Annotated in this window: 18 protein-coding genes; 7 read left to right on the forward strand and 11 right to left on the reverse strand. The window is 31.4% G+C overall.

Features of this window, described 5'->3' with window-relative positions:
- Positions 1 to 18: 18 nt before the first annotated feature.
- From ACTG3V_RS06595 to ACTG3V_RS06615, 5 genes are all read right to left on the reverse strand, one after another.
- The gene (locus tag ACTG3V_RS06595) at positions 19 to 1,827 is read right to left on the reverse strand and encodes an acyl-CoA dehydrogenase family protein (RefSeq protein WP_439131354.1); all 1,809 of its coding nucleotides are present in this window, start codon (positions 1,825 to 1,827) and stop codon (positions 19 to 21) included.
- 135 nt (positions 1,828 to 1,962) lie between these two features.
- On the reverse strand, positions 1,963 to 3,153 hold the full coding sequence (locus ACTG3V_RS06600; RefSeq protein WP_439131355.1) for an acetyl-CoA C-acyltransferase: 1,191 nt from the start codon (positions 3,151 to 3,153) through the stop codon (positions 1,963 to 1,965).
- 97 nt (positions 3,154 to 3,250) lie between these two features.
- Positions 3,251 to 5,656, reverse strand: coding sequence for a 3-hydroxyacyl-CoA dehydrogenase/enoyl-CoA hydratase family protein (locus ACTG3V_RS06605; protein WP_439131356.1), 2,406 nt, complete (start codon positions 5,654 to 5,656; stop codon positions 3,251 to 3,253).
- A gap of 35 nt (positions 5,657 to 5,691) precedes the next feature.
- Positions 5,692 to 6,132, reverse strand: a complete 441-nt coding sequence (locus ACTG3V_RS06610) for a MarR family winged helix-turn-helix transcriptional regulator (protein ID WP_439131357.1) — start codon at positions 6,130 to 6,132, stop codon at positions 5,692 to 5,694.
- A gap of 121 nt (positions 6,133 to 6,253) precedes the next feature.
- A complete protein-coding gene (locus tag ACTG3V_RS06615; RefSeq protein ID WP_439131358.1) occupies positions 6,254 to 7,123 on the reverse strand; it encodes a T9SS type A sorting domain-containing protein in 870 nt (289 codons plus the stop codon).
- A 146-nt stretch (positions 7,124 to 7,269) separates the two neighbouring features.
- Between ACTG3V_RS06615 and ACTG3V_RS06620 the strand changes: the two genes are divergently transcribed.
- The 5 genes from ACTG3V_RS06620 to ACTG3V_RS06640 are packed head-to-tail and all read left to right on the forward strand — an operon-like array spanning position 7,270 to position 11,992.
- Positions 7,270 to 8,199: an ABC transporter ATP-binding protein gene (locus ACTG3V_RS06620; RefSeq protein ID WP_439131359.1), complete on the forward strand. Its 930-nt coding sequence runs from the start codon at positions 7,270 to 7,272 to the stop codon at positions 8,197 to 8,199.
- Positions 8,200 to 8,203: 4 nt separating this feature from the next.
- Entirely contained in the window at positions 8,204 to 9,529 is a 1,326-nt protein-coding gene (locus ACTG3V_RS06625) for an ABC transporter permease (protein ID WP_439131360.1), read from the forward strand.
- A complete protein-coding gene (locus ACTG3V_RS06630) occupies positions 9,530 to 10,399 on the forward strand; it encodes a mechanosensitive ion channel family protein (RefSeq protein WP_439131361.1) in 870 nt (289 codons plus the stop codon).
- A 17-nt stretch (positions 10,400 to 10,416) separates the two neighbouring features.
- A complete protein-coding gene (locus tag ACTG3V_RS06635) occupies positions 10,417 to 10,773 on the forward strand; it encodes a four helix bundle protein (RefSeq protein ID WP_439131362.1) in 357 nt (118 codons plus the stop codon).
- A 55-nt stretch (positions 10,774 to 10,828) separates the two neighbouring features.
- On the forward strand, positions 10,829 to 11,992 hold the full coding sequence (locus ACTG3V_RS06640; RefSeq protein WP_439131363.1) for a sigma-54-dependent transcriptional regulator: 1,164 nt from the start codon (positions 10,829 to 10,831) through the stop codon (positions 11,990 to 11,992).
- A 443-nt stretch (positions 11,993 to 12,435) separates the two neighbouring features.
- Here ACTG3V_RS06640 and ACTG3V_RS06645 read toward each other — a convergent pair whose 3' ends face one another.
- The 3 genes from ACTG3V_RS06645 to purL form a co-directional block, all read right to left on the reverse strand.
- Positions 12,436 to 13,218 (reverse strand): pentapeptide repeat-containing protein, encoded by a 783-nt coding sequence (locus ACTG3V_RS06645; protein WP_439131364.1) that lies wholly within the window; start codon positions 13,216 to 13,218, stop codon positions 12,436 to 12,438.
- Positions 13,219 to 13,546: 328 nt separating this feature from the next.
- Positions 13,547 to 14,353, reverse strand: coding sequence for a helix-turn-helix domain-containing protein (locus tag ACTG3V_RS06650; protein WP_439131365.1), 807 nt, complete (start codon positions 14,351 to 14,353; stop codon positions 13,547 to 13,549).
- Between the two features lie 109 nt (positions 14,354 to 14,462).
- Positions 14,463 to 18,155 (reverse strand): phosphoribosylformylglycinamidine synthase, encoded by a 3,693-nt coding sequence (gene purL, locus ACTG3V_RS06655; protein WP_439131366.1) that lies wholly within the window; start codon positions 18,153 to 18,155, stop codon positions 14,463 to 14,465.
- 199 nt (positions 18,156 to 18,354) lie between these two features.
- Here purL and ACTG3V_RS06660 point away from each other — a divergent pair, with 199 nt between their 5' ends.
- Positions 18,355 to 19,749 (forward strand): cytochrome c peroxidase, encoded by a 1,395-nt coding sequence (locus tag ACTG3V_RS06660; protein ID WP_439131367.1) that lies wholly within the window; start codon positions 18,355 to 18,357, stop codon positions 19,747 to 19,749.
- 46 nt (positions 19,750 to 19,795) lie between these two features.
- Here ACTG3V_RS06660 and ACTG3V_RS06665 read toward each other — a convergent pair whose 3' ends face one another.
- The 3 genes from ACTG3V_RS06665 to ACTG3V_RS06675 form a co-directional block, all read right to left on the reverse strand.
- Complete coding sequence (locus tag ACTG3V_RS06665; protein WP_439131368.1) at positions 19,796 to 20,899, reverse strand: endonuclease; 1,104 nt, start codon at positions 20,897 to 20,899, stop codon at positions 19,796 to 19,798.
- The gene (locus ACTG3V_RS06670) at positions 20,900 to 23,074 is read right to left on the reverse strand and encodes an endonuclease (RefSeq protein ID WP_439131369.1); all 2,175 of its coding nucleotides are present in this window, start codon (positions 23,072 to 23,074) and stop codon (positions 20,900 to 20,902) included.
- Positions 23,075 to 23,140: 66 nt separating this feature from the next.
- Positions 23,141 to 24,352 carry an RsmB/NOP family class I SAM-dependent RNA methyltransferase gene (locus ACTG3V_RS06675; RefSeq protein WP_439131370.1) on the reverse strand — a complete coding sequence of 404 codons (1,212 nt, stop codon included), beginning with the start codon at positions 24,350 to 24,352 and terminating at the stop codon, positions 23,141 to 23,143.
- 345 nt (positions 24,353 to 24,697) lie between these two features.
- On the opposite strand from ACTG3V_RS06675, the gene ACTG3V_RS06680 reads away from it, so the two are divergent.
- Positions 24,698 to 25,589: L-type lectin-domain containing protein (locus ACTG3V_RS06680; protein ID WP_439131371.1), on the forward strand; the 892-nt coding region annotated here is incomplete at its 3' end.

The raw sequence follows: 25,589 nt of genomic DNA on the forward strand, positions 1-25,589 counted from the left end.
TTTTGTGAGGGTAACAAATTAAAAACAATACTTATTTTCTGCTTTTAGTTTTTCAGCAATTGTGTTTCTTAATGAAATAACATTTGGGTAATTTGCATATTTCGTGAATCGTTTTAAGCCCATTAATAGCATGCGTTGTTCATCACCTTCAGCAAAAGAAACAATACCTTCTCTACCTTTTTTAGTTATGATTTCTACTGCATTGTAAAGGTATAATTTTGCCATTGCAATTTGTCCTTCTTGTGCATCTTCTCCAAAACGTTTCGCATTTTTCTCCGCACGTAATAAAGTAGATTCTGCCATATAAATTTCGTTTAAAATTTCAGCAGCTGCTAATAATAATTGTTGATGTTCCTCTAAATCTGGACCATATTTTTGTATAGCTGATCCAGCTACCATCAAAAATACTTTCTTCATCTTTGCTATCATCTCTTTTTCTTCAGCAAATAATTCTGAGTAATCTGGAGTATCAAAAGAAGGTATACCCATTAATTCATCAGCAACTGCAGTTGCAGGGCCTAATAAATCAACATGACCTTTCATTGCTTTTTTAACTAACATACCAACAGATAACATTCTGTTAATTTCGTTAGTACCTTCATATATTCTAGCAATTCTAGCATCTCTCCAAGCAGCTTCCATTGGTGTTTCTTCAGAGAATCCCATTCCTCCAAAAATCTGAATTCCTTCGTCTGCACAAGCTTGTACATCCTCAGAAACGGTTACTTTTAAAATAGAACATTCAATAGCATATTCTTCAACACCTTTTAATTCTGCTTCTTGGTGTGTATTTCCACTTGCTATTCGCATAGCAATTCTATCTTCAATGTCTTTAGCAGCTCTGTAACTTGCAGATTCTCCAGCATAACAGTTTGTTGCCATTTCTGCTAATTTTGCTTTGATAGCTCCAAAATCTGAAATAGGTGTTTTAAATTGTTTTCTTTCATTAGCATATTGTAATGCAGTAGTTAACACTCTTCTTTGAGAATCGATACATGCAGCTGCTAATTTAATACGACCAACATTTAATGCATTTACTGCAATTTTAAATCCACCACCTCTAACAGATAACATATTTTCTGCAGGAACAACTGTGTCATTAAAAAATACTTGTCTTGTAGATGATGCACGAATACCTAATTTGTGTTCTTCTTCACCTAAAGTAATACCATTTGGATTTGCATCATCATATTCTACAATAAAACCTGTTATGTTTTTATCATTTTCAATACGAGCAAAAACAATCATCAAATTACAGAATCCTGCATTTGAGATCCACATTTTTTGACCGTTGATTTTATATGATTTACCATCTTCTGATAATTCAGCTGTGGTTTTTCCTGAATTCGCATCAGAACCAGCACCTGGTTCTGTTAAACAGTAAGCACCCATCCATTCACCAGTAGCTAATTTAGGAACATACTTTTGTTTTTGTTCTTCAGTACCATATAATGTAATTGGCATAGTACCAATTCCTGTATGTGCACCAAAAGCAGTACTTAAAGAACCATTTCCACTAGAAATGTACTCACAAGTAATCATTGTTGATACAAAACCCATACCCATTCCACCATATTTTTCTGGTACAGCAACACCTAAAAAGCCAAGTTCACCAGCTTTTTTCATTACTTCCTCTGTTAAAGCATAATCTTTCGCTTCAAAACGATCTCTGTTAGCAACAATTTCTCTATCTGTAAATTCTTTTACAGCTTCTTTCATCATTATTTGCTCTTCAGAAAAATCTTCTGGAGTAAAAATATCTTCACATTTTGATTCTTTTACAAGGAATTGTCCTCCTCTTAAAATGTCTTTCTTTGTTGTTTCCATAATAAGCCCCCTGTCCCCCAAAGGGGGAAAACGTCCTGCCAAGGGTTTTGCAGGTTTTAATCGTTAATTTATTGTATGTTTTTTATTCATTAGCTTGTTAAAAGTCTTCCCTTTGGGAAGATTTAGATGGGCTTTTTAATTTAAAAATTCAAAAATACCTGCTGCACCCTGACCTGTACCAACACACATGGTTACCATTCCGTATTTGTTTTTCATGTCTCTTTTGCGCATTTCATCAAATAATTGAACAGATAGTTTTGCGCCTGTACAACCTAATGGATGTCCTAAAGCAATTGCACCACCATTAACATTAACGATGTTATTGTCTAAGCCTAATTCACGAATTACAGCTAATGATTGTGAAGCAAATGCTTCATTTAACTCAATCAAGTTTACATCATTTTGTTGTAAACCAGCTTGCTTTAATGCTTTAGGAACTGCAGCAACAGGTCCAATTCCCATAATTCTTGGAGGTACACCAGCAGCTGTATAACTAACCATTCTTGCTATTGGCTCAAGTTTTAGTTCTTTAACCATATCTTCACTCATTACCATAACAAAAGCTGCACCATCACTCATTTGAGATGAATTACCAGCTGTTACACTACCATTTGCTGCAAATACAGGACGTAATCTGGCTAAGCCTTCAATATTAGATCCTTTACGTGGACCTTCATCTTTATTTACAGTATATTTTTTTGTTGCTTTTTTTCCATTAGAATCTACAAAGGTTTGCTCTACATCAATAGGCACAATTTGATCTTGGAATCTATTTTCTTCTAAAGCTTTTAAGGCTTTTAAATGTGAGTTTAAGGCAAATTCATCTTGGTCTTCTCTAGAAACTTTGAATTCTTTAGCAACTGCTTCTGCAGTATTACCCATTCCCCAGTAATATTCTTCATGTCCAGCTGCTACTGTATCATAATTTAATTCTGGCTTAAAACCTGTCATAGGAACAGAACTCATGCTTTCTGCACCACCTGCAATTATACAATCTGCCATTCCAGATTGAATTTTTGCAACTGCCATTCCAATAGTTTCTAATCCTGAGGAACAAAAACGGTTTACAGTTACTCCAGGAACATCTTCAATTTTTAATCCCATTAAAGAAATTAAACGTGCCATGTTTAAACCTTGAGAACCTTCAGGCATTGCATTTCCAACAATTACATCATCAATTCTCTTTTTATCAAAATCAGGCAGTTCATTCATCATATATTGAATGGTTTCCGCAGCTAATTCATCAGCTCTTTTAAATCTAAACAAACCTTTTGGTGCTTTACCAACTGCTGTTCTGTATGCTTTTACTATATATGCTGTTTTCATTTTTTTGTGCTTTTGGCTTTAAGCAATAAGCTTTAAGCTTTAGTTGTTATTTAATTTTGCCTATAGCTTACAGCTTAAGGCTTATAGCTAAGTAGCTTTAGTTACGAAGTGGTTTACCCGTTTTTAACATGTGCTGAATTCTTTCTAAAGTTTTACGTTCTGTACATAAACTTAAAAAAGCTTCACGTTCTATGTCTAGTAAGTATTGCTCTGATACTTTTGTTGGTTCAGATAAATCTCCTCCAGCCATAACATAAGCTAGTTTATTTGCTATTTTTTGATCGTGTTCAGAAATGTAATTGCTGTCTTGCATAGAATCTGTTCCTACTAAAAACATACCTAAAGCTTGTTTACCTAAAACTAAAACATCTTTACGCTTAACTGGTTGTGTGTAACCAGCTTCTGCCATTAAAACTGCATGTTTCTTAGCTTGTGCAATTTGTCTGTCTTTATTAACAACAACTACATCTTTTCCTTTTTGTAATAACCCTAAGTCAAAAGCTTCATAGGCAGATGTTGCAACTTTTGCCATTCCAATTGTTAAGAAATGTTCTTGTAATACGTTTAACTGAACATCACCTTTATGAAATAAATCTGATGCTCTTAGAGCCATTTCCTTAGAACCACCTCCACCAGGAATTACACCTACTCCAAATTCAACTAATCCCATGTACGTTTCTGCAGCTGCAACAACTTTATCTGCATGTAAAGATATTTCACAACCACCACCTAAAGCCATTCCATGAGGAGCAGAAATAGTTGGTATTGCTGAATAACGCATACGCATCATTGTGTCTTGAAAGTACTTGATAGCCATGTTTAACTCATCATATTCTTGCTCTGCAGCCATCATAAAAATCATACCAATATTGGCACCTACAGAAAAGTTGGCTGCTTGATTACCAACTACTAAACCTTGATAATTCTTTTCAGCTAAATCAATAGCTTTATTGACAGCTGCTAAAACATCACCACCAATGGTATTCATTTTAGATTGAAACTCTAAGTTTAAAATTCCATCACCTAAATCTTCGATAACTGCACCAGAATTTTTCCAAACTTCGTTTGATTTTCTAATATTATCTAAAATGATAAATGCATCTTGGCCTGGTTTTTTAGTTTGTGTTTTGCTAACAACATCATAATAATAGGTTGCACCATCTTTAATTGTGTAAAAAGAATCGTTATTGTTTGCTAACATTTCTTCTACCCAAGATGCAATTTCATGACCTTCAGCTTTCATGATTTCTATACCTTTAGCTACACCAATGGCATCCCAAATTTGGAATGGTCCATGTTCCCAACCAAAACCTGCTCTTAAACCATCATCAATTCTATATAATTCGTCTGAGATTTCTGGAATTCTATTTTGTACATAGGCAAACATTGCAGCAAATGATTTTCTATAAAATTCACCTGCTTTGTCTTTGCCACCAACTAACACTTTAAAACGATCAGCAACATTATCAATTGATTTTGTTAATTCTAAAGTTGCAAATTTTGCTGATTTCTTTTCCCTGTATTCTAATGTATTTAAATCTAATGATAAAATGTTCTTTTTACCATTAGCATCTTTTGTCATTTTATAAAAACCTTTGCCAGTTTTACTACCTAACATGTTGTTCTCCATCATGTGATTTATAAAATCAGGAATCACAAACTGCGCTCTCATCTCGTCTTCAGGACAATTGTCTTTAACTCCATTTGCAGTATGTACAAGAGTATCTAACCCAACAACATCAATAGTTCTAAAAGTTGCAGATTTTGGACGACCAATAACTGGACCCGTTAATTTATCAACTTCTTCAATAGTTAAGTCCATCTCTTTTACAACATGGAATAAGCTCATGATTCCAAAAATCCCAATTCTATTTCCAATAAAAGCTGGAGTATCTTTGGCTAAAACAGAAGTTTTACCTAAAAATTTATCACCATATAGCATTAAGAAATCTGTAACTTCTTGCTTACAATTTGGTCCTGGAACTACTTCAAAAAGTTTTAAATATCTTGGTGGATTAAAAAAGTGAGTAACTGCAAAATGCTTTTGGAAATCTTCACTTCTGCCTTCGTTCATAAATTTAATAGGAATTCCAGAAGTGTTTGAAGTAATTAGTGTGCCTGGAGTTCTGAATTTTTCTATTTTTTCGAAAACAGATTTTTTAATATCTAATCGTTCTACAACAACTTCCATCACCCAATCCACATCTTTAATTAAATGTAAATCGTCATCTAAATTACCAGTTGTAATTCTACTTGCAAATTTTTGATTATAAATAGGAGATGGTTTCGATTTTAAAGAAGTAGCTAATGCTTCATTTACTAAACGATTACGAACTACTTTGTCTTCCAACGTAAGTCCCATTGCTTTTTCTTTATCAGTTAATTCTCTTGGAATAATATCCAACAAAAGAACTTCTACACCAATATTAGCAAAGTGACTTGCAATACCAGATCCCATAATTCCAGATCCTATTATTGCTACTTTTTTAATTCTTCTTGTCATTTTATATTTCGTTTTAACTACTAATTTATCTTGATTTATTTATCGAATATTTTCTTTTCAGCAATTAATGTATTTATAATTTTCATCACTTTAAAAAATGCATCCAAGTCATTTTGTGTCACATATTCTCTAACTACATTATTAAATTGATACACATGCCCTTTTGAAACTTTTCGCATTTCTATTCCATAATCCGTTAATTTTATAATAACGCTTCTGCCATCTTCAGGATTTTTTTCTCTACAAATTGCCCCTTTTTCCTCCATATTTTTCAAGATTCTAGAAAGGCTTGTAGGTTCCATACCCATTAAGGGCCCAAGTGCTGTTGATGGTGTTCCGTTTATTTTATCAATAGTTAATAAAACAAAGGCTGTAGCCATTGTGCTATCGTGTTTTGCAGCTTGTTCATTATACATTTTGGCAACCGCTTGCCAAGTGGCTCTTAATTGATGATCTATTGAAATACTTTTATCCATTTTGCCAAAGATATTAAAATATTACTATGCATGCATAGTAAATTGCAAAAAGTTATGCGTGCATAATAAATTTTAACATAAAGTTTACTTCGTTAATAAAATTACAAGAAAAAGTTTAGGATTATATTTTAAGAAGTTTTTGTCTTTTTGTACCCTTTTTATTAGATATTTCAAGGATATATATTCCTTTTTTAAAAGTAGAAAGATCAATCTCTGTTTTAGAAATAGATGTTACTTTTTTTAATAAAGCACCAATTACATTATAAATTTTTATATCTAAAATTTCTGTGTTTTGTATTTGTAAAATATGTTTTACTGGATTTGGAAAAACTTTTACATAATTTAATTGATTGTTTTGTGTGCTTAAAGTTTTTGCACAGTTATTTTGATTTTGAGCGTTTCCATAACAATTTAGTTTCTCTAAAATACCATCTAAAGTATTGATGTAGGGAGTTAAATTATTATCACTTTTCCCAATGCCTTCTGTATAAAAAATACCTTGGTCTGTGTAGAAAACTTTTTTACCATTTTTATTTATAATTACATCTGTAATAAATATGTCTGCCTCCTCTGTATATGGTAAATACACATTTTCTAGTTTGTCGCCTTTTTTTAAGTTAAAATTACAAAGAACATATTCTTTGTCTATAAAATATATGTATAAGATTTTTTCATTTACATCTTCTCTTAAATATATATCTTTAATTATTTTAAATTCTGACGGGTTAATGAAATAAGGAGGCGTGATATTAAAAGTATTTTTATTACTATCTGTAATTATAGTTTGTTTTAGTTTTGTGTATCTCTTATTATTAATTTTAATTTCACCATCAACCTGTATTCTTCTTAAATAATTATGGCCATCAAAACCTTGTTGTATAGTTTCAATATCCCAAAAAGAACCTTCTTTAAGGATTGGTTTGTACTCTTGAGAGATCAAATTTGCGGTAAAAAAGAGAAATAGAGAAGAAAAAAATATTTTTTTTAACATAGCTAGAAATTTGTTTAAAGTTATTATTTTTTTTGAAATTATTAAGGATTTTCCTGTAACAAACTTACATATCTTCTATCTAATAGATAGAAAATATGTAAGTTTGTTATAAAGCAAATTTTTCAAGAAAAAATAAACAGAATTTAATGAGTAACTTACTAGAAATTAATAATGTTTCAAAAAAATATGGAGATTTTACAGCTTTAAATGATGTTTCCATTCACATTCCTAAAGGGAGTGTTTATGGTTTGTTAGGCCCAAATGGTGCTGGGAAAACATCCTTAATCAGAATTATTAATCAAATCACCATGGCAGATGCAGGTGCTATTTTGTTAGATGGAGAACCACTAGCGCCAAAACATACAGCAGATATTGGCTACTTGCCAGAAGAAAGAGGTTTATACAAATCAATGAAAGTTGGTGAGCAGGCTTTGTACTTAGCGCAGTTAAAAGGGTTGAGCAAAACTGAGGCTAAAAAACGTTTAAAATATTGGTTTGAGAAATTTGATATTTCTGCTTGGTGGGGCAAAAAAATTGAAGAATTATCGAAAGGAATGGCACAAAAAGTACAGTTTATTGTAACTGTAATGCACAATCCTAAATTATTAATTTTTGATGAGCCTTTTTCTGGCTTTGATCCTATAAATGCACAATTAATTGCTAAAGAAATTTTGCAATTACGAGATGAAGGGGCTACAATTATTTTTTCTACACATAGAATGGAATCTGTAGAAGAAATGTGCGATGAAATTGCCTTGATTAATAAATCGAACTTAATTTTAGATGGAAAATTAAACGATATTAAACGAGAATTTAGAACCAATACTTTTCAGGTTGGGTTAAATACTGCTCATTCTAATGAAGTGAAATCTGAAATAGAGGCCAATTTTGAGGTATATCCAGCAGATTTTAATTTGTTAGGAAATGAATTGACCATGAACGTAAAATTAGGAAAAACCGATTCTGCCAACGATCTGTTATCGTTTTTAACCAGTAGAGGAGAAGTACAACATTTTGTAGAACTGATACCAAGTGCAAATGATATCTTTATTCAAGCCGTAAATAAAAATAGTTAAGAAAATGAGCAAGTTAAAACTAATTATACGAAGAGAATTTATTGCTAAAGTGCGCAATAAATCGTTTATAGTGATGACTTTTTTGAGTCCGTTAATTATGATTGGTATGGGGGCTTTGGTGTATTTTTTGATGAAAAAAAATGACGAAAAAGTAAAAGAAATTGTGTACGTAGATGAGTCTGGTTTATTCTCTAAAGAAGATTTTAAAGACACAAAAACGGTACATTATCAAGATTTCACAGCATTAGGAATCGAAGAAACCAAACAGAAAGTAGAAGAAGGAAACCATTATGGTGCCTTAATTATTCCGAAACAAGATAGTTTAGAAATATTAGCAAAATCTATTGAATTTTACTCTAAAGATTCGCCAGGTTTATCTATAATGAATACTATTGAGAATAAGATTGAACGAAAAATTAGAAATCAAAAATTGAATGATTTTGGTATTGATATCGATAAGATTAATGCCTCTAAAATTCAGTCTGATATTAAAATGTATAATTTTTCGGGTGAAGAATCTTCAAAACTTATCAATGGTCTAAAAATTGGGGTTGGTGCTATTGCTGGTTATTTATTAATGATGTTTGTAATCATTTATGGTTCTTCAGTAATGCGAAGTGTTATCGAAGAAAAAACAAGTAGAATTATAGAAGTTATTGTATCCTCTGTAAAACCTTTTCAATTAATGATGGGTAAAATTATTGGTAATGCTTCTGCAGGTTTGTTACAGTTCTTTATTTGGGGACTTTTGTTGTTTATCATCTCTACAATAGCATCGTCTGTTTTCGGAATTGATATGGCAGAAATGCAAGCGGATAGGTTATCATCAGAACAGTTAGAGGCAGCAAAGCAAGTAGCTGGTGGCGATAAAATGCAATTAGTTATTCAAGAAATTTTAAGATTGCCAATTTTAAAAATGTTCCTTTTATTTATTTTTTACTTTTTAGGAGGTTATATGTTGTACAGTTCTTTATTTGCGGCTGTAGGTGCAGCTGTTGATAATGAAACAGATACCCAACAATTTATGTTACCTATAATGTTGCCTTTAATTTTAGGAGTTTACGTAGGCTTTGCAACTGTAATTAATGATCCTCATGGACCAGTTTCTCTGGCATTTTCTTATATTCCATTAACCAGTCCAATAGTAATGTTAATGCGTGTACCTTTTGGGGTTTCTTGGTATGAATTGGCAATTTCAATGGCCTTATTGGTTGTAACCTTTGTATTTATGGTTTGGTTAGCAGCAAAAATCTACAGAGTAGGAATCTTAATGTATGGCAAGAAACCAACCTATAAAGATTTGTATAAATGGTTAAAATACAAAGGATAAATGCAAGACACAATTGATACAGTTAAAAATACAATAGTTGATGAAGCTACCTCTATTTTAGATTATAAATTTGTTTTTAGTGAAGAAATAAGTATTACTGTAAAAGGGTTAATATTTATTATTTTAACGCTTATTGTTACTTCTTTTGTATTAAAATTATCTCGAAGGTTTATCACTAGGAATATGCCAGAGAATAACAAACAAAAATTTGTAACAGTTTTTGGTTATATCAGGTGGTTTGTGTTTTTAATAATTTTCTTAATCGCTATGAACGCATCTGGTGTAGATGTTACAGCTGTTTTTGCTGCGTCTGCTGCCTTATTGATTGGTGTAGGTTTGGCACTGCAAACCCTTTTTCAAGATATTTTGTCTGGCATTTTTATATTAGTAGATCAATCTGTGCATGTTGGTGATATTATTGAGCTTGAAGGAAAAGTTGGCAGGGTTTTGGATATACGATTAAGAACAACAAGAGCTGTAACTATTGATAATAAGGTTTTAGTGATTCCTAATCATTTGTATTTAACAAACATTTTATTCAATTGGACAGAAAATGGAACAGAAACAAGAGAGGTTGTAGAGGTTGGTGTAGCTTATGGATCTGATGTAGCATTGGTAAAGAAAATTTTACTTGATATTGCTCATGCACAACCAACTGTTTTAAAAAGTCCTGCTCCAGTTGTTTTATTTACAGATTTTGCAGATAGTTCACTCAATTTTCGATTGGTTTTTACCTTAAACGATAGTTTTGAAGTCCGCTTTACACAAAGTAATATTCGTTTTGAGATTGATAAAGCGTTTAGAGAAAATAATGTAACCATACCATTTCCACAGAGAGATGTTCATATCTTAAAGACAAAAGATAATTAGAGAAAAGAGGCAAGAATATGAGTAAGCATAATTTTAAAAAGTTGAAAATTTGGAGAAGTTCAATGGAGTTATGTGATTTAGTTTTTAAATTGACAAATACTTTTCCTAAAAATGAAGTCTATTCCTTAACATCTCAAATAAATCGTTCTGTAGTTTCAGTTGCATCTAATATTGCAGAAGGTTCTAGTAGAAGTTCAAATAAAGATTTTAATAGATTTTTAGAAATATCTTTAGGTTCTTTGTTTGAATTACAAACACAAATTATTTTATCCCGTTACAAAAATTATATAAATCAAATTGAATTAAAGAAAACCGAACTTAAAATAGAAGAACTTCAAAAAATGATTTCTGGCTTTCAAAAAATATTAAAATAACATAAGCAAGAAAGGAATCTTTTTTCTTTTAGTCTTGAATCTAAAAATCTAAATAATGAGTAAAATATTAATCATAGAAGACGAAGCTGCAATTCGAAGAGTGTTATCAAAAATTATTTCTGAAGAAAATGATGCTTACCATGTAGAGCAAGCTGAAGATGGTTTAGAAGGTATTGAAATGATTAAAAATAATGATTTCGATTTGGTTTTATGTGATATTAAAATGCCAAAAATGGATGGTGTTGAGGTTTTGGAAAAAGCAAAAAAAATAAAACCAGAAATACCTATTGTTATGATTTCTGGTCATGGCGATTTAGATACCGCTGTGAACACAATGCGTTTAGGTGCTTTTGATTATATTTCTAAACCACCAGATTTAAATAGGCTATTAAATACCGTTAGAAATGCTTTAGATAGAAAAGTATTGGTAGTAGAGAATAAAAGACTCAAGAAAAAAGTAAGTAAAAATTACGAAATGATTGGTGAGAGTGATAGCATCAATCATATTAAAGAAATCATAGAAAAAGTTGCTGCTACAGATGCTCGAGTTTTAATTACTGGGCCAAATGGAACAGGTAAAGAATTAGTTGCCCATTGGTTGCATGAAAAGTCTGATCGTGTTAAAGCACCAATGATTGAAGTAAATTGTGCAGCAATACCATCAGAATTAATTGAAAGTGAGTTGTTTGGTCATGTTAAAGGTTCGTTTACAGGTGCCAATAAAGATAGAGCAGGTAAGTTTGAAGCTGCAAATGGAGGTACTATTTTTTTAGATGAAATAGGTGATATGAGTTTATCTGCACAAGCCAAAGTTTTACGCGCTTTGCAAGAAAACAGAATATCTAGAGTAGGATCTGATAAAGATATTAAAGTAAATGTTAGGGTTGTTGCTGCAACCAATAAAGACTTGAAAACGGAAATTTCAGAAGGTAGATTTAGAGAAGATTTATACCATAGATTAGCCGTGATTTTAATAAAAGTACCCGCATTAAATGACAGGAGAGAAGACATTCCTTTATTGGTAGATTTTTTTGCGACAAAGATATCTCAAGAGCAAGGTACTCCTCAAAAAACATTTTCTGATGAAGCTATTCAATTGTTGCAAAAATACGATTGGACTGGAAATATTCGTGAACTAAGAAATGTAGTTGAACGTTTGATTATTTTAGGTGAAAAACAAGTTTCTGGAAACGATGTAAAACTTTTTGCTAGCAAATAATAGGCTAATTATTGCAAATAATGGCCATTAAAAAGAGGCTGTCTGAAAAATACTAAATTTTGTCATTTTGAGCATTACTGAAATCAATATATATTTTGATAGAAAGTAGCTAGCGAAGCTAACATTGAAGTCGAAATGACAGGTTTAAAACACTTTTCAGACACCTCTTTTTATGTTATAATTTTCATCAAATTAAATAGCATTTTTTAAATATATCTTTTGATGAAAGAATAAAAGTGAGTTCGAATTAACTTCTCAGGCTGAAATAGGTTATTTGTTTGAAAATTAACTTGTTGTCATTTCGAACGAAACACAGTGTAGTTGAGAAATCTCAAATTCAGACTAAGATTTCTTCGTTTTCAATAAAAATGACATTCGTATCAAATATTAAAAACGTAACTATTTACTAAAGAGTGTTTTTTAAGCAGAAATCACGTTGTAATTTAATTGCTACTTTCTAAAACATATTTATTGAAACTTTTTCCATTTATTTTGGTGTATTTTGAGTCAATATCATAACCAACTTTCATTTTTGAAATATTAAATTCCCCAGAAACGTTCATATATTTTATATTTAAATCTTCTTCAAAAATGGTGTTTTGAAAAGAAATACCATTTTTAAGTTCAGTGTATTTAAAAATTGCGGAATCTTCAAAAATTGAATTTGCAAAGCTTACATTTTTACTGAATTTGGTATATTTGAAACTAGCTGTTTCTTTGAATTTTGTGTTTTCAAAACTAGCACTTTCTTCAAATTCAGCATATTTAAAAGTGGTGTCGTCTTTAAAAATAGCTCCAGAAAAATTAGTGTTTTTTTCAAAACGAGAGTATTTAAACATACTTTTACCTTGAAAATCACAGTTTTTAAAAACTGCACTATTTTCAAAATCAGCAGTAAATGTATAACCAGAACTTTCATCGGGTATATAGCCTAAAACATCATCTTTAAAAACACAATTTGTAAAAGAAATACTAACTTCAATTACTTTTTTTATATGATTGTCATTATCGTTATTCCACCAACTATTTTTCTTTTTTGTGGGCAATTTTTCTAAAGCTTCATCCATATAGGTAAAGTCTAAAGTACCAACAATAGTTGCATTTTGGTAAGAAATATCTTTACCATTTTTAATATCTTTCATCACATCAGAAGCTTCAATTGTTTTTTGGGCAAATAAAGAAAGGGTTAAAAAAAGGCAGCTTGTAAAGATAATTTTAGATTTCATTTTGTAAGTTTAAGTGTTTTTTATAAAGACATCAACAAAATAAAATTGTGACAGTTTTAAATAAAAAAAGAGCTAATATAAATATTAGCTCTCTTATAGTTAATTATTAGTTTCCCCCAAAACTTATATAATCATACCCAAAAATAATATTATAATTTATATTTAGAGGGTAAAAAATCGTAAATTAACATTCAATTAATCATTTTATTGATAATATTGTATTTGTACTAAAAATTATATGAAAGAAAAATATTGATACCTATTTTTATGAATCTATTAATAGTAGTCGAAAAAGAATCAAATGAATATTAAGAATCTTTAAGATATGTTAGTTTTGTAAATATTTTTTAATAATCGGATAATCTTCTTTTAAGTAAGCGTTCGGTGTTTTGTTTAAAAATTGTTTAAAGTCTTTTTTTAAGTGGGATTCATCGTAATAGTTGTAATCATACATTAAAGTTTTAAGGTCTATTTTACATTTTTCGTATGCTTTCATTAAAGATCTAAAACGAATTAGTCTGATATATTTTCCAGGTGTTAAACCAATTATTTTTTTGAATTTAGTTTCTAATGTTTTTTGACTAAAAGGAACTAAATTTAATACATCACTAAGGTGCAAAATTCCTTTCTTTTTAAAAATTAAATGGATTGCTTTATCAATTTGGAAAATATCTTCGTCTTGATAAATGTCAATATTTTCTAAAAAAGCAACCATATCGTTTATAAATACAGTTTCATTGCCATTGGCGTGTTGAAAAACTTGCATAAACTGTTCAGATTTATGTTTGTCAATTAAATCTAAATCAATGTGTTTGTTCGATAAAGTAGATAAATCAGTTTTAAATATTTTATAGAATGCAGTAGGATGAAATTCTACACCAAAAATTATTCCCTCTGAGTTTATAGTAAAATCATAACTGCGAAAATGTTGTCCAGTTAATCTTAAACCTATATCGTTTTTCTGTATGCCTTTAGGCATTTCGACATTTGTTTTAGCGCTGCTATAACTTAATGTTGTAAATCCAGAGGGCATATAAATAGATTTATAGGGTAAATCTTCTTCAGCGTAAGAGATTTTAAACAATTTGTTAATCAAATTATTTTTGTCCTTTAATTCAAAACATTTAATTTCCATAGGCTAATAGAGGATTTGGGAATTTAAATATATTGAAATAATAAAAAAACAAGAACTTAGCTTCGTTGAAAGAAAGTTATTTGTAGACGAAATGTATGTTTATTAGGTTTTAGTTATTATCAATCCAAAGTTTAGCGTTTGTAAATGCTTCTAACCAAGGAGAAACTTCGTCCTTTCTTCCTTGTGGGTAATTTGCCCAATTCCATTGAAAAATTGATCTTTCAATGTGTGGCATAGTTACCAAATGACGTCCCGTTTTATCGCACAACATAGCTGTATTAAAATCAGAACCATTAGGGTTATTGGGATAACCTTCATAGCCATATTTAGCAACAATGTTATAATTACTTTCACTTTCAGGTAAATTGAATTTTCCTTCTCCATGAGAAATCCAAACACCTAATTCTGTGCCTGCTAAAGAACCTAACATAACTGAGTTATTTTCTTGAACTTTTACAGAGGTAAAAGAACTTTCATGTTTATGAGAATCATTATGATGCATTTTTCCATGAACAGTATGTTCTGGGTTTATCAACTCTAATTCCATAAATAATTGACATCCGTTACAAATTCCTACTGATAAGGTATCTTCTCTGTCAAAGAAATTTCTCAATGCCTTTTTTGCTTTTTCATTATACATAAATGCACCTGCCCAACCTTTAGCAGAACCTAATACATCAGAATTTGAAAAACCACCTACAGCACCAATAAACTGAATATCTTCTAGCGTTTCACGACCAGAAATTAAATCGGTCATGTGTACATCTTTTACATCAAAACCAGCCAAATACATTGCATTTGCCATTTCACGTTCTGAGTTAGAACCTTTTTCTCTAATGATTGCTGCTTTTGGACGTGAGCTCGAAATGACAGGCAATTTACCTGTAAATTTCTTTGGAAAAGTATACTGTAAAGGTTGATTTTTATAATTGTTAAAACGCGTTTCAGCCAAATTATTAGCCGTTTGTTTTTGGTCTAATAAGAACGATGTTTTGTACCAAACATCTCTTAGTTCAGCAACATCAAAAGAGAAATTATCCTCATTATTTTTGATGTTTACTTTTCCTGAAGTATTTGCAGTTCCAATCGTATAAAATTCAATATTGTTTTCTGATAAAATGGTTTCTACAGAAGCATCTGCCTGAAAAACAATTCCAGAATTTTCTGCAAATAAAACCTTAATTGAATCTTCTTCATGTAAAGAAGATAGATTAAAATCAGCTCCTAAATTTATATCAGCAAAACACATTTCTAACAAAGTTGTGATTAATCCACCAGAGGCAACATCATGTCCAGCTGTTATTTTATCAGCCTTAATTAATTTCTGAATTGTATTAAAAACAGTTTTTACATAAGAAGCATTTTTTACATCAGGAGCTTCATTACCAATGGTATTTAACACTTGGTTGAATGAGCTTCCACCCAATTTAAAATCATCTTGAGAAATATTGATGTAATACAAATTTCCGCCATCAGCTTGTAAAACAGGTTCTACAACTTTGTTGATTTCGTTACAATTACCAGCAGCAGAGATAATTACAGTTCCTGGAGAAATTACATCACCATCAGGATATTTTTGCTTCATAGACAATGAATCTTTTCCTGTAGGAACGTTGATTCCTAAATCTATGGCAAATTCTGAAACTGCTTGAACAGCTTTGTACAAACGCGCATCTTCACCTTCGTTTTTACAAGGCCACATCCAATTGGCAGAAAGAGAAATAGATGCTAAATTATCTTTTAAAGGAGCCCAAATAATATTGGTTAAGGCTTCTGTAATCGAATTTCTACTACCAGCTTCTGGGTGAATTAAACTAGAAATAGGAGAGTGCCCAATGGAAGTAGCAATACCTTCTTTACCTTTATAATCTAGAGCCATAACTCCAACATTATTTAAAGGAATCTGTAAAGGACCAACACATTGTTGTTTGGCAACTTTACCACCCACACATCTGTCTACTTTATTCGTTAACCAATCTTTACAAGCCACAGCCTCTAACTGTAAAACTTGCTCTAAGTAAACCTGTAAGTTTTTCGTTTTATATCTTGGATTTTTGTAGTTCCTCTTAACAGTATGATCTGTTAATATAGTTTTAGGAGATGAACCAAACATATCTTCCATCGCCAAATCCATAGGTTTTGCACCATTGGTTTTCGATTCGAACGTAAACCTGTCATCACCAGTAACATCACCCACAGTATACATTGGCGAACGCTCGCGTTCTGCAATTTTTTGTAAGGTTTTGGTATGTTTTTCGGCAATGACTAATCCCATTCTTTCTTGAGATTCGTTACCAATAATTTCTTTGGATGATAGGGTAGGATCTCCAACAGGTAATTTATCTAAATCGATTTTACCACCAGTATCTTCTACCAATTCAGACAAACAATTTAAATGGCCACCTGCACCATGATCATGAATAGAAACGATAAAATTCTCATCACTTTCTACCATTCCACGAACTGCATTTGCAGCACGTTTTTGCATTTCTGGGTTAGAACGTTGTACTGCATTTAACTCAATTCCTGAAGCAAATTCACCTGTATCTGCAGAGGAAACAGCAGCACCACCCATACCAATTCTATAGTTTTCACCACCTAGAATTACAATTTTATCTCCTTCTTTTGGCGTATCTTTTAGGGCTTGTTCTGCTTTTCCATATCCAATACCACCAGCTTGCATAATCACTTTATCAAAACCTAATTTTCTTGCTTTTGCATTGCTAGAAGCTGCATTTTCTTCATGCTCAAAAGTTAATACAGAACCCGTAATTAAGGGTTGTCCAAATTTATTACCAAAATCGGAAGCTCCATTTGAGGCTTTTATTAAAATATCCATAGGAGTTTGATACAACCATTTTCTGGCTTCAAACTTTTGCTCCCAAGGTCTGTTTTCTTCTAAACGAGAATAAGAAGTCATATATACAGCTGTTCCTGCTAAAGGCAAAGAACCTTTACCTCCAGCTAACCTGTCTCTGATTTCTCCTCCAGAACCTGTTGCAGCTCCGTTAAAAGGTTCAACAGTTGTAGGAAAATTATGTGTTTCTGCTTTTAAAGAAATTACAGAATTAAAATCTTGCGTTTGGTAAAAATCTGGTTTATCAGCAGTTTTAGGTGCAAACTGCTCCACTTTTGGGCCTTTTATAAAAGCCACATTGTCTTTGTACGCAGAAACAATATCGTTAGGATTTTGTTTCGAAGTTTCTTTAATCATTTTAAATAAAGAAGTAGGTTGTTCTTCTCCATCAATTACAAACGTACCGTTAAATATTTTATGACGACAGTGTTCTGAGTTGACTTGGCTAAATCCAAAAACTTCAGAATCTGTTAATTTTCTTCCTATTTTTTTTGCAACACCTTCTAAATAACTTACTTCCTCATCACTTAAAGACAAACCTTCTTGTGCATTATAAGCTGCAATATCATCAATTTCTAGAATTGGTTCTGGTTTAATATAAATAGTAAAAGTATCTTGGTGTAAACCTTTGAATTTTTCTGAAATCATTGGGTCAAAATCAGCAAAATCTTCTGAACACGCTGTGAATTCTTCAATTCTAACAATGTCAGCAATCCCCATATTTTGAGTGATTTCTACAGCATTGGTACTCCAAGGTGTAATCATTGCAGCTCTTGGTCCAATAAAAAAAGCGTCGATTGTAGACGCTTCTATTTTAGGAGCTCCTGCACCAAGTTCAGGACTATGAAATAACCAAGTTAATTTAGAAATAGTTTCCGCAGATAATTCTTTTGTTGTTTGAACGGCAAATACCTTGCTGTTTTTGTTTCCAAAGAAATGAATCATTATAAGTTGTGTTTGCTAATTGTTGTAAAAGTGCAAATTTACTTTTTTTCTTTAAAATGAATTGGGTTTATTATAATGAAAAAAGATATTTATTAATTATCGTTTAACATTGCAGAACGAATGACTTTAAAAATAAAAATCAAAAGTTTTCAAACTATTTTAGTTTAGTTGTGTCTAAGTATTAAAATCAACCAATATTATGAATAATAAAGCACCTCACACCTTTGCCTTGATTGGGCTAGCATTTATTTTAATTAGTGGTACTATAGATTTAGACAATCTATTTAATTATGCCAACCAAACTAAACCAATTTACATTGTTAAAGACAACACACCTCAAAATAATGTTATAAATGATAAAACAGCTACTCTAGGGCGCGTTTTATTTTATGATAAAAAACTTTCTGCCAACAACACTATTGCATGTGCAAGTTGTCATCAACAAGAAAATGCCTTTGGAGATGATGCTACACAAAGTATTGGTTTAGATGGAGGTTTAACAGGGAGGCATTCCATGCGTTTAATTAATGCTCGTTTTTCAGATGAAGAAAAATTCTTTTGGGACGAAAGGGCAGTCTCTTTAGAAAACCAAACTACACAACCTATTCAAGATCATACAGAAATGGGTTTTAGCGGAACTAATGGTCAAGAAGATATTAACGATTTAATAGTTAAATTATCAGAAATAGATTATTATTCAGAATTGTTCAATTTTGCTTTCGGCGATAAAACTATTACAGAAGAAAGAATTCAATTGGCTTTATCTCAATTTATTAGAAGCATTCAGTCTTTTGACTCTAAATATGATATTGGTAGAGCAATGGTAACTAATCCAAATACTAATTTTCCAAATTTTACAGCCCAAGAAAATCAAGGAAAACGTTTGTTTAGGGATCCACCGAATTTAGGAGGAGCTGGTTGTTTAGGATGTCATAGAGGAGATGAGTTTGATATTGATCCAAATTCTAGAAACAATGGTATTATTGGTGTTGCAGGGAGCACATCTATAGATCTTACCAATTTCAAGGCACCAACATTAAGAGATTTGGTAAATCCGGATGGTAATTTAAACGGTCCTTTAATGCACGATGGAAGTTTAACCACGCTAATGGAGGTTATTAATCACTATAACGAAATACCAAATAATGCTGCAAATACAGATTTAGATAATAGATTACGTCCTGGAGGAAACACTCAAAGATTAAATTTAACAAATACAGAAAAATTAGCCTTAGAAGCTTTTCTAAAAACGCTTACAGGTGTTGATGTTTATACCAACGAGAAATGGTCTAACCCTTTTGATGCTAATGAAAATATATCTTTAATTGGTAATTCTTTGGCTACAGACGATCATAAATTCGGGCAAACAGTTACCTTATTTCCTAACCCTGTAAAAGAGCACTTAAATATAAAAGTAAATACAGGAGATTATTTAGTAACTATATTTGATTTGAATGGTAAAAAAGTATTTGAACAAAATATTAGTGAATCTGATGCTATGAACTTGTATCGTTTAAGAAAAGGAATTTACTTTTTAAAGCTTCAAAATTTGGATTCAAAAAAAATAATTACAAAAAAGTTTATTAAACAATAATTGATAAGTTTAAAACACTTTTCAGACAGCCACTTTTGTTATTATTTTAATTATTTATGATAATTTTTTTAGTTAAGCTACTATTTGCATCACTTATTCTTAAAATGTAAAGCCCCGTTTTTAAGTTTGGTATACTAATTTTTTGATTTTTGAGTTTAGGATTTTTGGTTTCATAAATTTTAGAACCAATTACAGAAAACAAGACAATTGATGTTATCTGAACTGTATCTGGAGTAGAAATTGTGATACGATTTGTCTTTGAAGGGTTAGGATATACGCTTACATCTTTTAAAGACAAAAAAGATTCAGTAGCCAAAACAGAACCCCATATTTGACTTACATATTCTGGATGGTCTATAAATGGATTCCTATTTCCTTGAAATTTAAAGGCTTCATTGTTCCTAACATTTTCTCTTTGACTAACTGGGTCATTAGTATGCCATTTATATAATAATTTTATATACCAGTTTTCAAACACCTGGTCATTTGTACCATTTAATGGATTGCTTTCTGATGCATTAGGAGCATCCCATGAATTACTAGTAACTTCATCCTCATAACGCGTTGCAAAATAAAAAAGCATTCTTGCAATATCTCCTTTAAATTCATCAATAGGCTCAAAAACAGTACCTGAAAAATTATCGAAAGTATTCGTCCCAACTTTAGAACCATTTTGTGAGGTCCAACTTGCATTAGAAACTTCTCCAAAAGGATAATTACTTCTTCGTCCATTTACATATCCATCAGATGGCACTACATGATGCACATCTGCTTTCATGGGGCTTCTGCTATTAAAAAAGCCCTGAGGAAAAATATGTTCTCTATTATAACAATCATTTTCAGAATTATAGTTTCCGCAGTTTCTAGAGCCATGTTGATAATTGTATGCATCTGTACCATTCGGATTTTCTGAATACATATCTAAAACAGAATTATCATTTTCATAAAAACTGTCTGTATCTGAGGTTTTATAAGCATCATATAATGCTCCATAACCTTGGTCTACATGACCATTAGTAATAATATTTTTTAGTTGTGTTTTTAAGGTGTAACCATCTGCTGATGCAGCACTATAATACCCTGTTGGGACTTGAGACAAACCAACATAAAAAGAAAAAATAGTTGATAAAAAAAGTAATTTTAATTTCATTTATTTTTTGATGAATTTTGAAGAGTAATTCTTGTTTTTCACTACAAATTTAATGAAATAAATTCCTTTAGATAGATGTTGAATATTAATTTCGTTCGTAGAATTTTGTAAAAACAATACTTCTTTACCCAAAACATCAACAATTTTTAACTTACAAATTTTTTGGTTAGATGAGTTTTGAACACGTAGCATATTACTTGCTGGGTTAGGATAGATTTGTATGTTATCTACATTAAATGAAGAAGTAGAAAGTGTAAGGGCACTATGTGTACCAAAATCATCTACAGTATCTTTTGGATAAACATCCCATTCATTATCGATGTCGAAAGCTGTATTTGGTTGAGAAATTCCTCTTTTTCTTCTTAGCGTTTTGTCTTTTGCAAAGTTTGATGAACCTCCATCATAAGTTCCAATAATATCAATTAAAACATCATTTTTAAATAAACCTACAGGATCATTACCATTAAAATTTATAGGTGCCCCAAAATTAGTATCTCCATCATGCACACGAATATAATCAGCATTATCAATTAAAAACTGACCTGCTATTGCAACATTTGGATCTGAGCTAGAACTTGATTCTCCTGCAGCTTCATTGGCAATTGCAAAAACACTTTGAGCAGCAATTATTCCGTCAAGTTGTAGAAACCATTCCCATTCTGCATCATTTAAACCTCCATTAGTTTGTCTTGCAATACTATAAGCGCTTAAGTCAATATCAGTATCAGTAAGATTAACGATTTCAAGAGCTTTGATATTAGATGAACCTTCAATATATTCTGAGAAAAAAAGCTCATTAGCAGTGGTAGTAGAACCATCTGTAGTGATTGCATTTACAGAATTACTTAAAGCAGATTTGTTACCTACTGCATCTTTGGCCAAAACCTGAACAGCATAAGTGGTAGAAACTGTTAAACCAGATACAGTGAAAGTGGTATCAGTGGTTGAAGCATTGTAATTATTATCCACAAAAACCTCATAACCTGTAACAGCAGTATCATCTGTAGCTTTGTTCCAAGAAATTTTAAAAGAAACTCCTGTTTCGTTACTAATAATTATATTTTCTGGGATGGAAGGAGGTGTAACATCTTGAATAGTTTTGGCGGTTAAAGCAACACTTTTATCTGATACATTATTCGCAATGTCTTTTGCTAAAACTGAAAAAGAATAGCTCGTATTAGAGTTTAAACCAGTTATAGTTGTACTTGTATTAGAGGTGTTTTTTACCAAATTACCATTTACAAAAACATCATAACTACTAACTGATACGTTATCTGTTGAAGCATTCCAAGATAAATCTACCGAAAAAGTAGTGATATTTGAAACCGCTAAATTGGTTGGTATAGTTGGTGCTGTTGTATCTGAACTTGTGTAAATTCCCCAAGTATCTTCAGCTACAGGACCTCCCCAAATTCTTGTAGCAAGAATAGGATTGTCTATAAACGGATTACGATTTCCTTGTGCATTTTGATTTGTAGTATTTTCATGATAGGTATTTCTTTGTCTTTCGAAATCTGAAACTGGGTCTTCTGCATTCCATTGTAGAAACAAATCAATCATATCATCTGGAGTAGAGGAGTTGTCTCCAAAACCAATATTTGTTGGTAAGCATCTGTCATCATATCTTACATACATATACATCATCATTCTAGCAACATCACCTTTCCATTCATCTCCTGGGTACCAACCACCATTGTTTTGAGCTCCAGAGTTTCCTGTGCCATCAGTAAATTTTCTATTATTTCTTGATGAGTTTCGCTGTGCATCTGCAGGTCTTAAATGATGTGCATCTGACCCTGGACCAGAATCAGAAAGCGCAGGTGTTCCCAAAGATTGCGAATACACATGTTCTCTGTTCCAATTGCCTGGGCTACCACCATTATTGTTAATTCCTCTAGTTCTATCATTGGTAACATCAGCATCAGAACCATTTTCAAAACCGTAAATTAACAATACTTCTTGATTGTTATTAGGGTTAACATCTGTAATTTTACTGGCATCCCAAATTTGGTCATAAAACAAAAATTGGGTGTGCGTACTACTTATTTTTGTAGCCAGTTCTTCTTTTAAAGTTAACCCTGTTAGGTTTAAATTAACATCATTATAATAAGCCTCTTGGCTAAATAAAAATGTTGAAAAAGTAAGGGTAAAGAGAAACGTAATTTTTTTGTACATAAACTGTTTTTTTTAAACAATTCTTTTTCATACAATTTTTGTTTTACAGATAGCAAGTCTATAAAACTACTTTTTTTCTAAAAGAGCCATATAAAATCCGTCAAAACCAGATTTGTGGGCTAATACTTTTTTGTCTTTTACAAAGGTAAACTCTTTTCCTGCATCCGATGTTAAGAATTCGTCAACTTGTTCTTGATTTTCAGAAGGTAAAATAGAGCAGGTTGCATACACCATTTTTCCACCTGGTTTTACCATTTTAGAATAACTTTGTAAAACCTCTTGTTGTACTTTTTTAATGTTATCTATAAATTCTGGTTGCAATTTCCATTTAGAATCTGGGTTTCTACGAATTACTCCTAAACCAGAACAAGGCGCATCAATTAAAACACGGTCTGCTTTGTTATACAATTTTTTGATGGGTTTTGTAGAATCGATAACACGTAAATCTATATTGTGTGCTTTATTTCTTCGAGCTCTAACTTTTAATTTTTTCAATTTACTTTCGTAAATATCCATAGCAATAATTTGTCCTTTATTTTCCATTAAAGCAGACAAGTGTAAAGTTTTACCTCCTGCACCTGCACAAGTATCTACTACTTTCATCCCTGGTTGTACATCTAGATAGGCAGCAACCAATTGAGAAGAAGCATCTTGTACTTCAAAAAATCCATTATGAAAAGCTTCTGTTTTAAAAACATTAGCTCGTTCTTCTAACACTAACGCATCTGGATGATCTGGAACAAATTTGGTGATCACATTTTCTGTTCTTAACTTTTTTTGCAAAAGTTCTTTGGTAATGTTTAAGGTGTTTGTTCTTAAAATTACTTGTGCTTGTTGGTTTAAAGCAGCAATTTCTTTGGTCCAAATATCTTCACCCAATTCTGTAACACAAAGTTCATCCATCCAATCAGGAATAGATTCTCTGTATTTTCTTGTTTTTGATAATTCATCAAAACGCCCTTTTATTCTTCTTACAGGTACATCTCCTATTTGATTCCAATCTGGCAATGCAATACCTCTTAGAATACACCAAACAGAAAAAATACGCCAAATATCATCTCTTTTATAAGGAGTTTTTACTTCAGCAATTTCTGCGTAAAGCCTGTTCCATCTTGTAATTTCATAAATGGTTTCTGCAACAAATTTTCGATCTCTTGCTCCCCAGCGTTTGTCTCTTTTTAAAGCTTTTTCTACGGCTTTATCTGCATAAACACCTTCGTTAAATATATCTCGTATGCTATCTATAACCGCAAACGTTAAATTTCTGTGTAATCTCATTTTTTAAGGTAATCAGCCACAAAGATACTAATAACTTATAGCTTAAAAATTAAATTTTTGAAGGATCTAAACTGGCGTACAAATACTTTTCATCTTTAAATGAATTTATTGCTTTTCACACATCTTAAATTACTGCTTTTCTATAGATTTTTACCACTTGTCTAACTCTATAAGTATCGATGAAATAACCTAATCTATAGAAAACGAAAGATAATTGCCATTGAGCTTAACAAATTTTGTGTTGCTCGAAGTTAACCTAAAAAAGGACGATAAGATTTTTACCTTTGATGTAGTTAAACGTCTTAAAAATCAATAGTTTAAAGAATTACCCTCAAATTTTTAATTATGAAAACTTTACAAAAATCTTACAGAAACATCGATACTACTTTTATAAAAAGTACTATAGTTTTACTTTTATTTATGTTCATGAGCATTTTTTCATTAAATGCACAGTGTGTAACTGAAACAGATTGCGATGGTGATGGTATTGAAAACTCCATAGATTTAGATGATGATAATGATGGAATTTTAGATTGTGAAGAAAATGGATTGACTACAAATTCGTTAAGTGATTTATTTTCGATAGCAGGAGATGCGAGTTTTGTAAATTCAAACGAAATTGAACTTACTCCAGATGTAAATAATCAAGCAGGGTCTAGCATGTCTTTTGGTAAAATTGATTTTACAAAAGATTTTGACTTTTCCATAGAAATCAATTTAGGTATAAAAGATATTGGTGCAGATGGTATTGCAATTGTATTTCATACAGATCCGGATGGTATTAATACTGTTGGGATTAATGGACAAGGTATTGGCGCAAAACATATTAAAAACGGTATTTCCATTGAATTTGATACTTATAGCAACTATGGTGAATTAGTTAATGATCATACTCAAATAAAAAATACGACTACTTGGCAAGGCTTAACAACTGCAACAGATTTAGGGAATATAGAAGATGGCAATTGGCATTTGGTAACTTTTAAATGGGTTGCGAATACCAAAACCTTAAGTTATTCTTTTGACGGAACTGTAATCGCAAATTACACAGATGATTTAATTACTACTGTTTTTAACGGTCAATCGAGTGCTCATTTCGGCTTTACAGCATCTACAGGTGGACAAAGAAACACCCAAAGTATCCGATTTGTAAATGAATTATGTACATATCCTTTTGCAAAAGATGCTGATAATGATTCCATACCTAATCAATTTGATACAGATTCTGATAATGATG

This window comes from Polaribacter sp. (genome assembly GCF_965660385.1).
Classification (GTDB): Bacteria; Bacteroidota; Bacteroidia; order Flavobacteriales; family Flavobacteriaceae; genus Polaribacter.

Coding starts and splice junctions, on each gene's coding strand:
- ACTG3V_RS06595 (WP_439131354.1), bottom strand. CDS start 1,827: ATGGAAACAACAAAGAAAGACATTTTAAGAGGAGGACAATTCCTTGTA.
- ACTG3V_RS06600 (WP_439131355.1), bottom strand. CDS start 3,153: ATGAAAACAGCATATATAGTAAAAGCATACAGAACAGCAGTTGGTAAA.
- ACTG3V_RS06605 (WP_439131356.1), bottom strand. CDS start 5,656: ATGACAAGAAGAATTAAAAAAGTAGCAATAATAGGATCTGGAATTATG.
- ACTG3V_RS06610 (WP_439131357.1), bottom strand. CDS start 6,132: ATGGATAAAAGTATTTCAATAGATCATCAATTAAGAGCCACTTGGCAA.
- ACTG3V_RS06615 (WP_439131358.1), bottom strand. CDS start 7,123: ATGTTAAAAAAAATATTTTTTTCTTCTCTATTTCTCTTTTTTACCGCA.
- ACTG3V_RS06620 (WP_439131359.1), top strand. CDS start 7,270: ATGAGTAACTTACTAGAAATTAATAATGTTTCAAAAAAATATGGAGAT.
- ACTG3V_RS06625 (WP_439131360.1), top strand. CDS start 8,204: ATGAGCAAGTTAAAACTAATTATACGAAGAGAATTTATTGCTAAAGTG.
- ACTG3V_RS06630 (WP_439131361.1), top strand. CDS start 9,530: ATGCAAGACACAATTGATACAGTTAAAAATACAATAGTTGATGAAGCT.
- ACTG3V_RS06635 (WP_439131362.1), top strand. CDS start 10,417: ATGAGTAAGCATAATTTTAAAAAGTTGAAAATTTGGAGAAGTTCAATG.
- ACTG3V_RS06640 (WP_439131363.1), top strand. CDS start 10,829: ATGAGTAAAATATTAATCATAGAAGACGAAGCTGCAATTCGAAGAGTG.
- ACTG3V_RS06645 (WP_439131364.1), bottom strand. CDS start 13,218: ATGAAATCTAAAATTATCTTTACAAGCTGCCTTTTTTTAACCCTTTCT.
- ACTG3V_RS06650 (WP_439131365.1), bottom strand. CDS start 14,353: ATGGAAATTAAATGTTTTGAATTAAAGGACAAAAATAATTTGATTAAC.
- purL (WP_439131366.1), bottom strand. CDS start 18,155: ATGATTCATTTCTTTGGAAACAAAAACAGCAAGGTATTTGCCGTTCAA.
- ACTG3V_RS06660 (WP_439131367.1), top strand. CDS start 18,355: ATGAATAATAAAGCACCTCACACCTTTGCCTTGATTGGGCTAGCATTT.
- ACTG3V_RS06665 (WP_439131368.1), bottom strand. CDS start 20,899: ATGAAATTAAAATTACTTTTTTTATCAACTATTTTTTCTTTTTATGTT.
- ACTG3V_RS06670 (WP_439131369.1), bottom strand. CDS start 23,074: ATGTACAAAAAAATTACGTTTCTCTTTACCCTTACTTTTTCAACATTT.
- ACTG3V_RS06675 (WP_439131370.1), bottom strand. CDS start 24,352: ATGAGATTACACAGAAATTTAACGTTTGCGGTTATAGATAGCATACGA.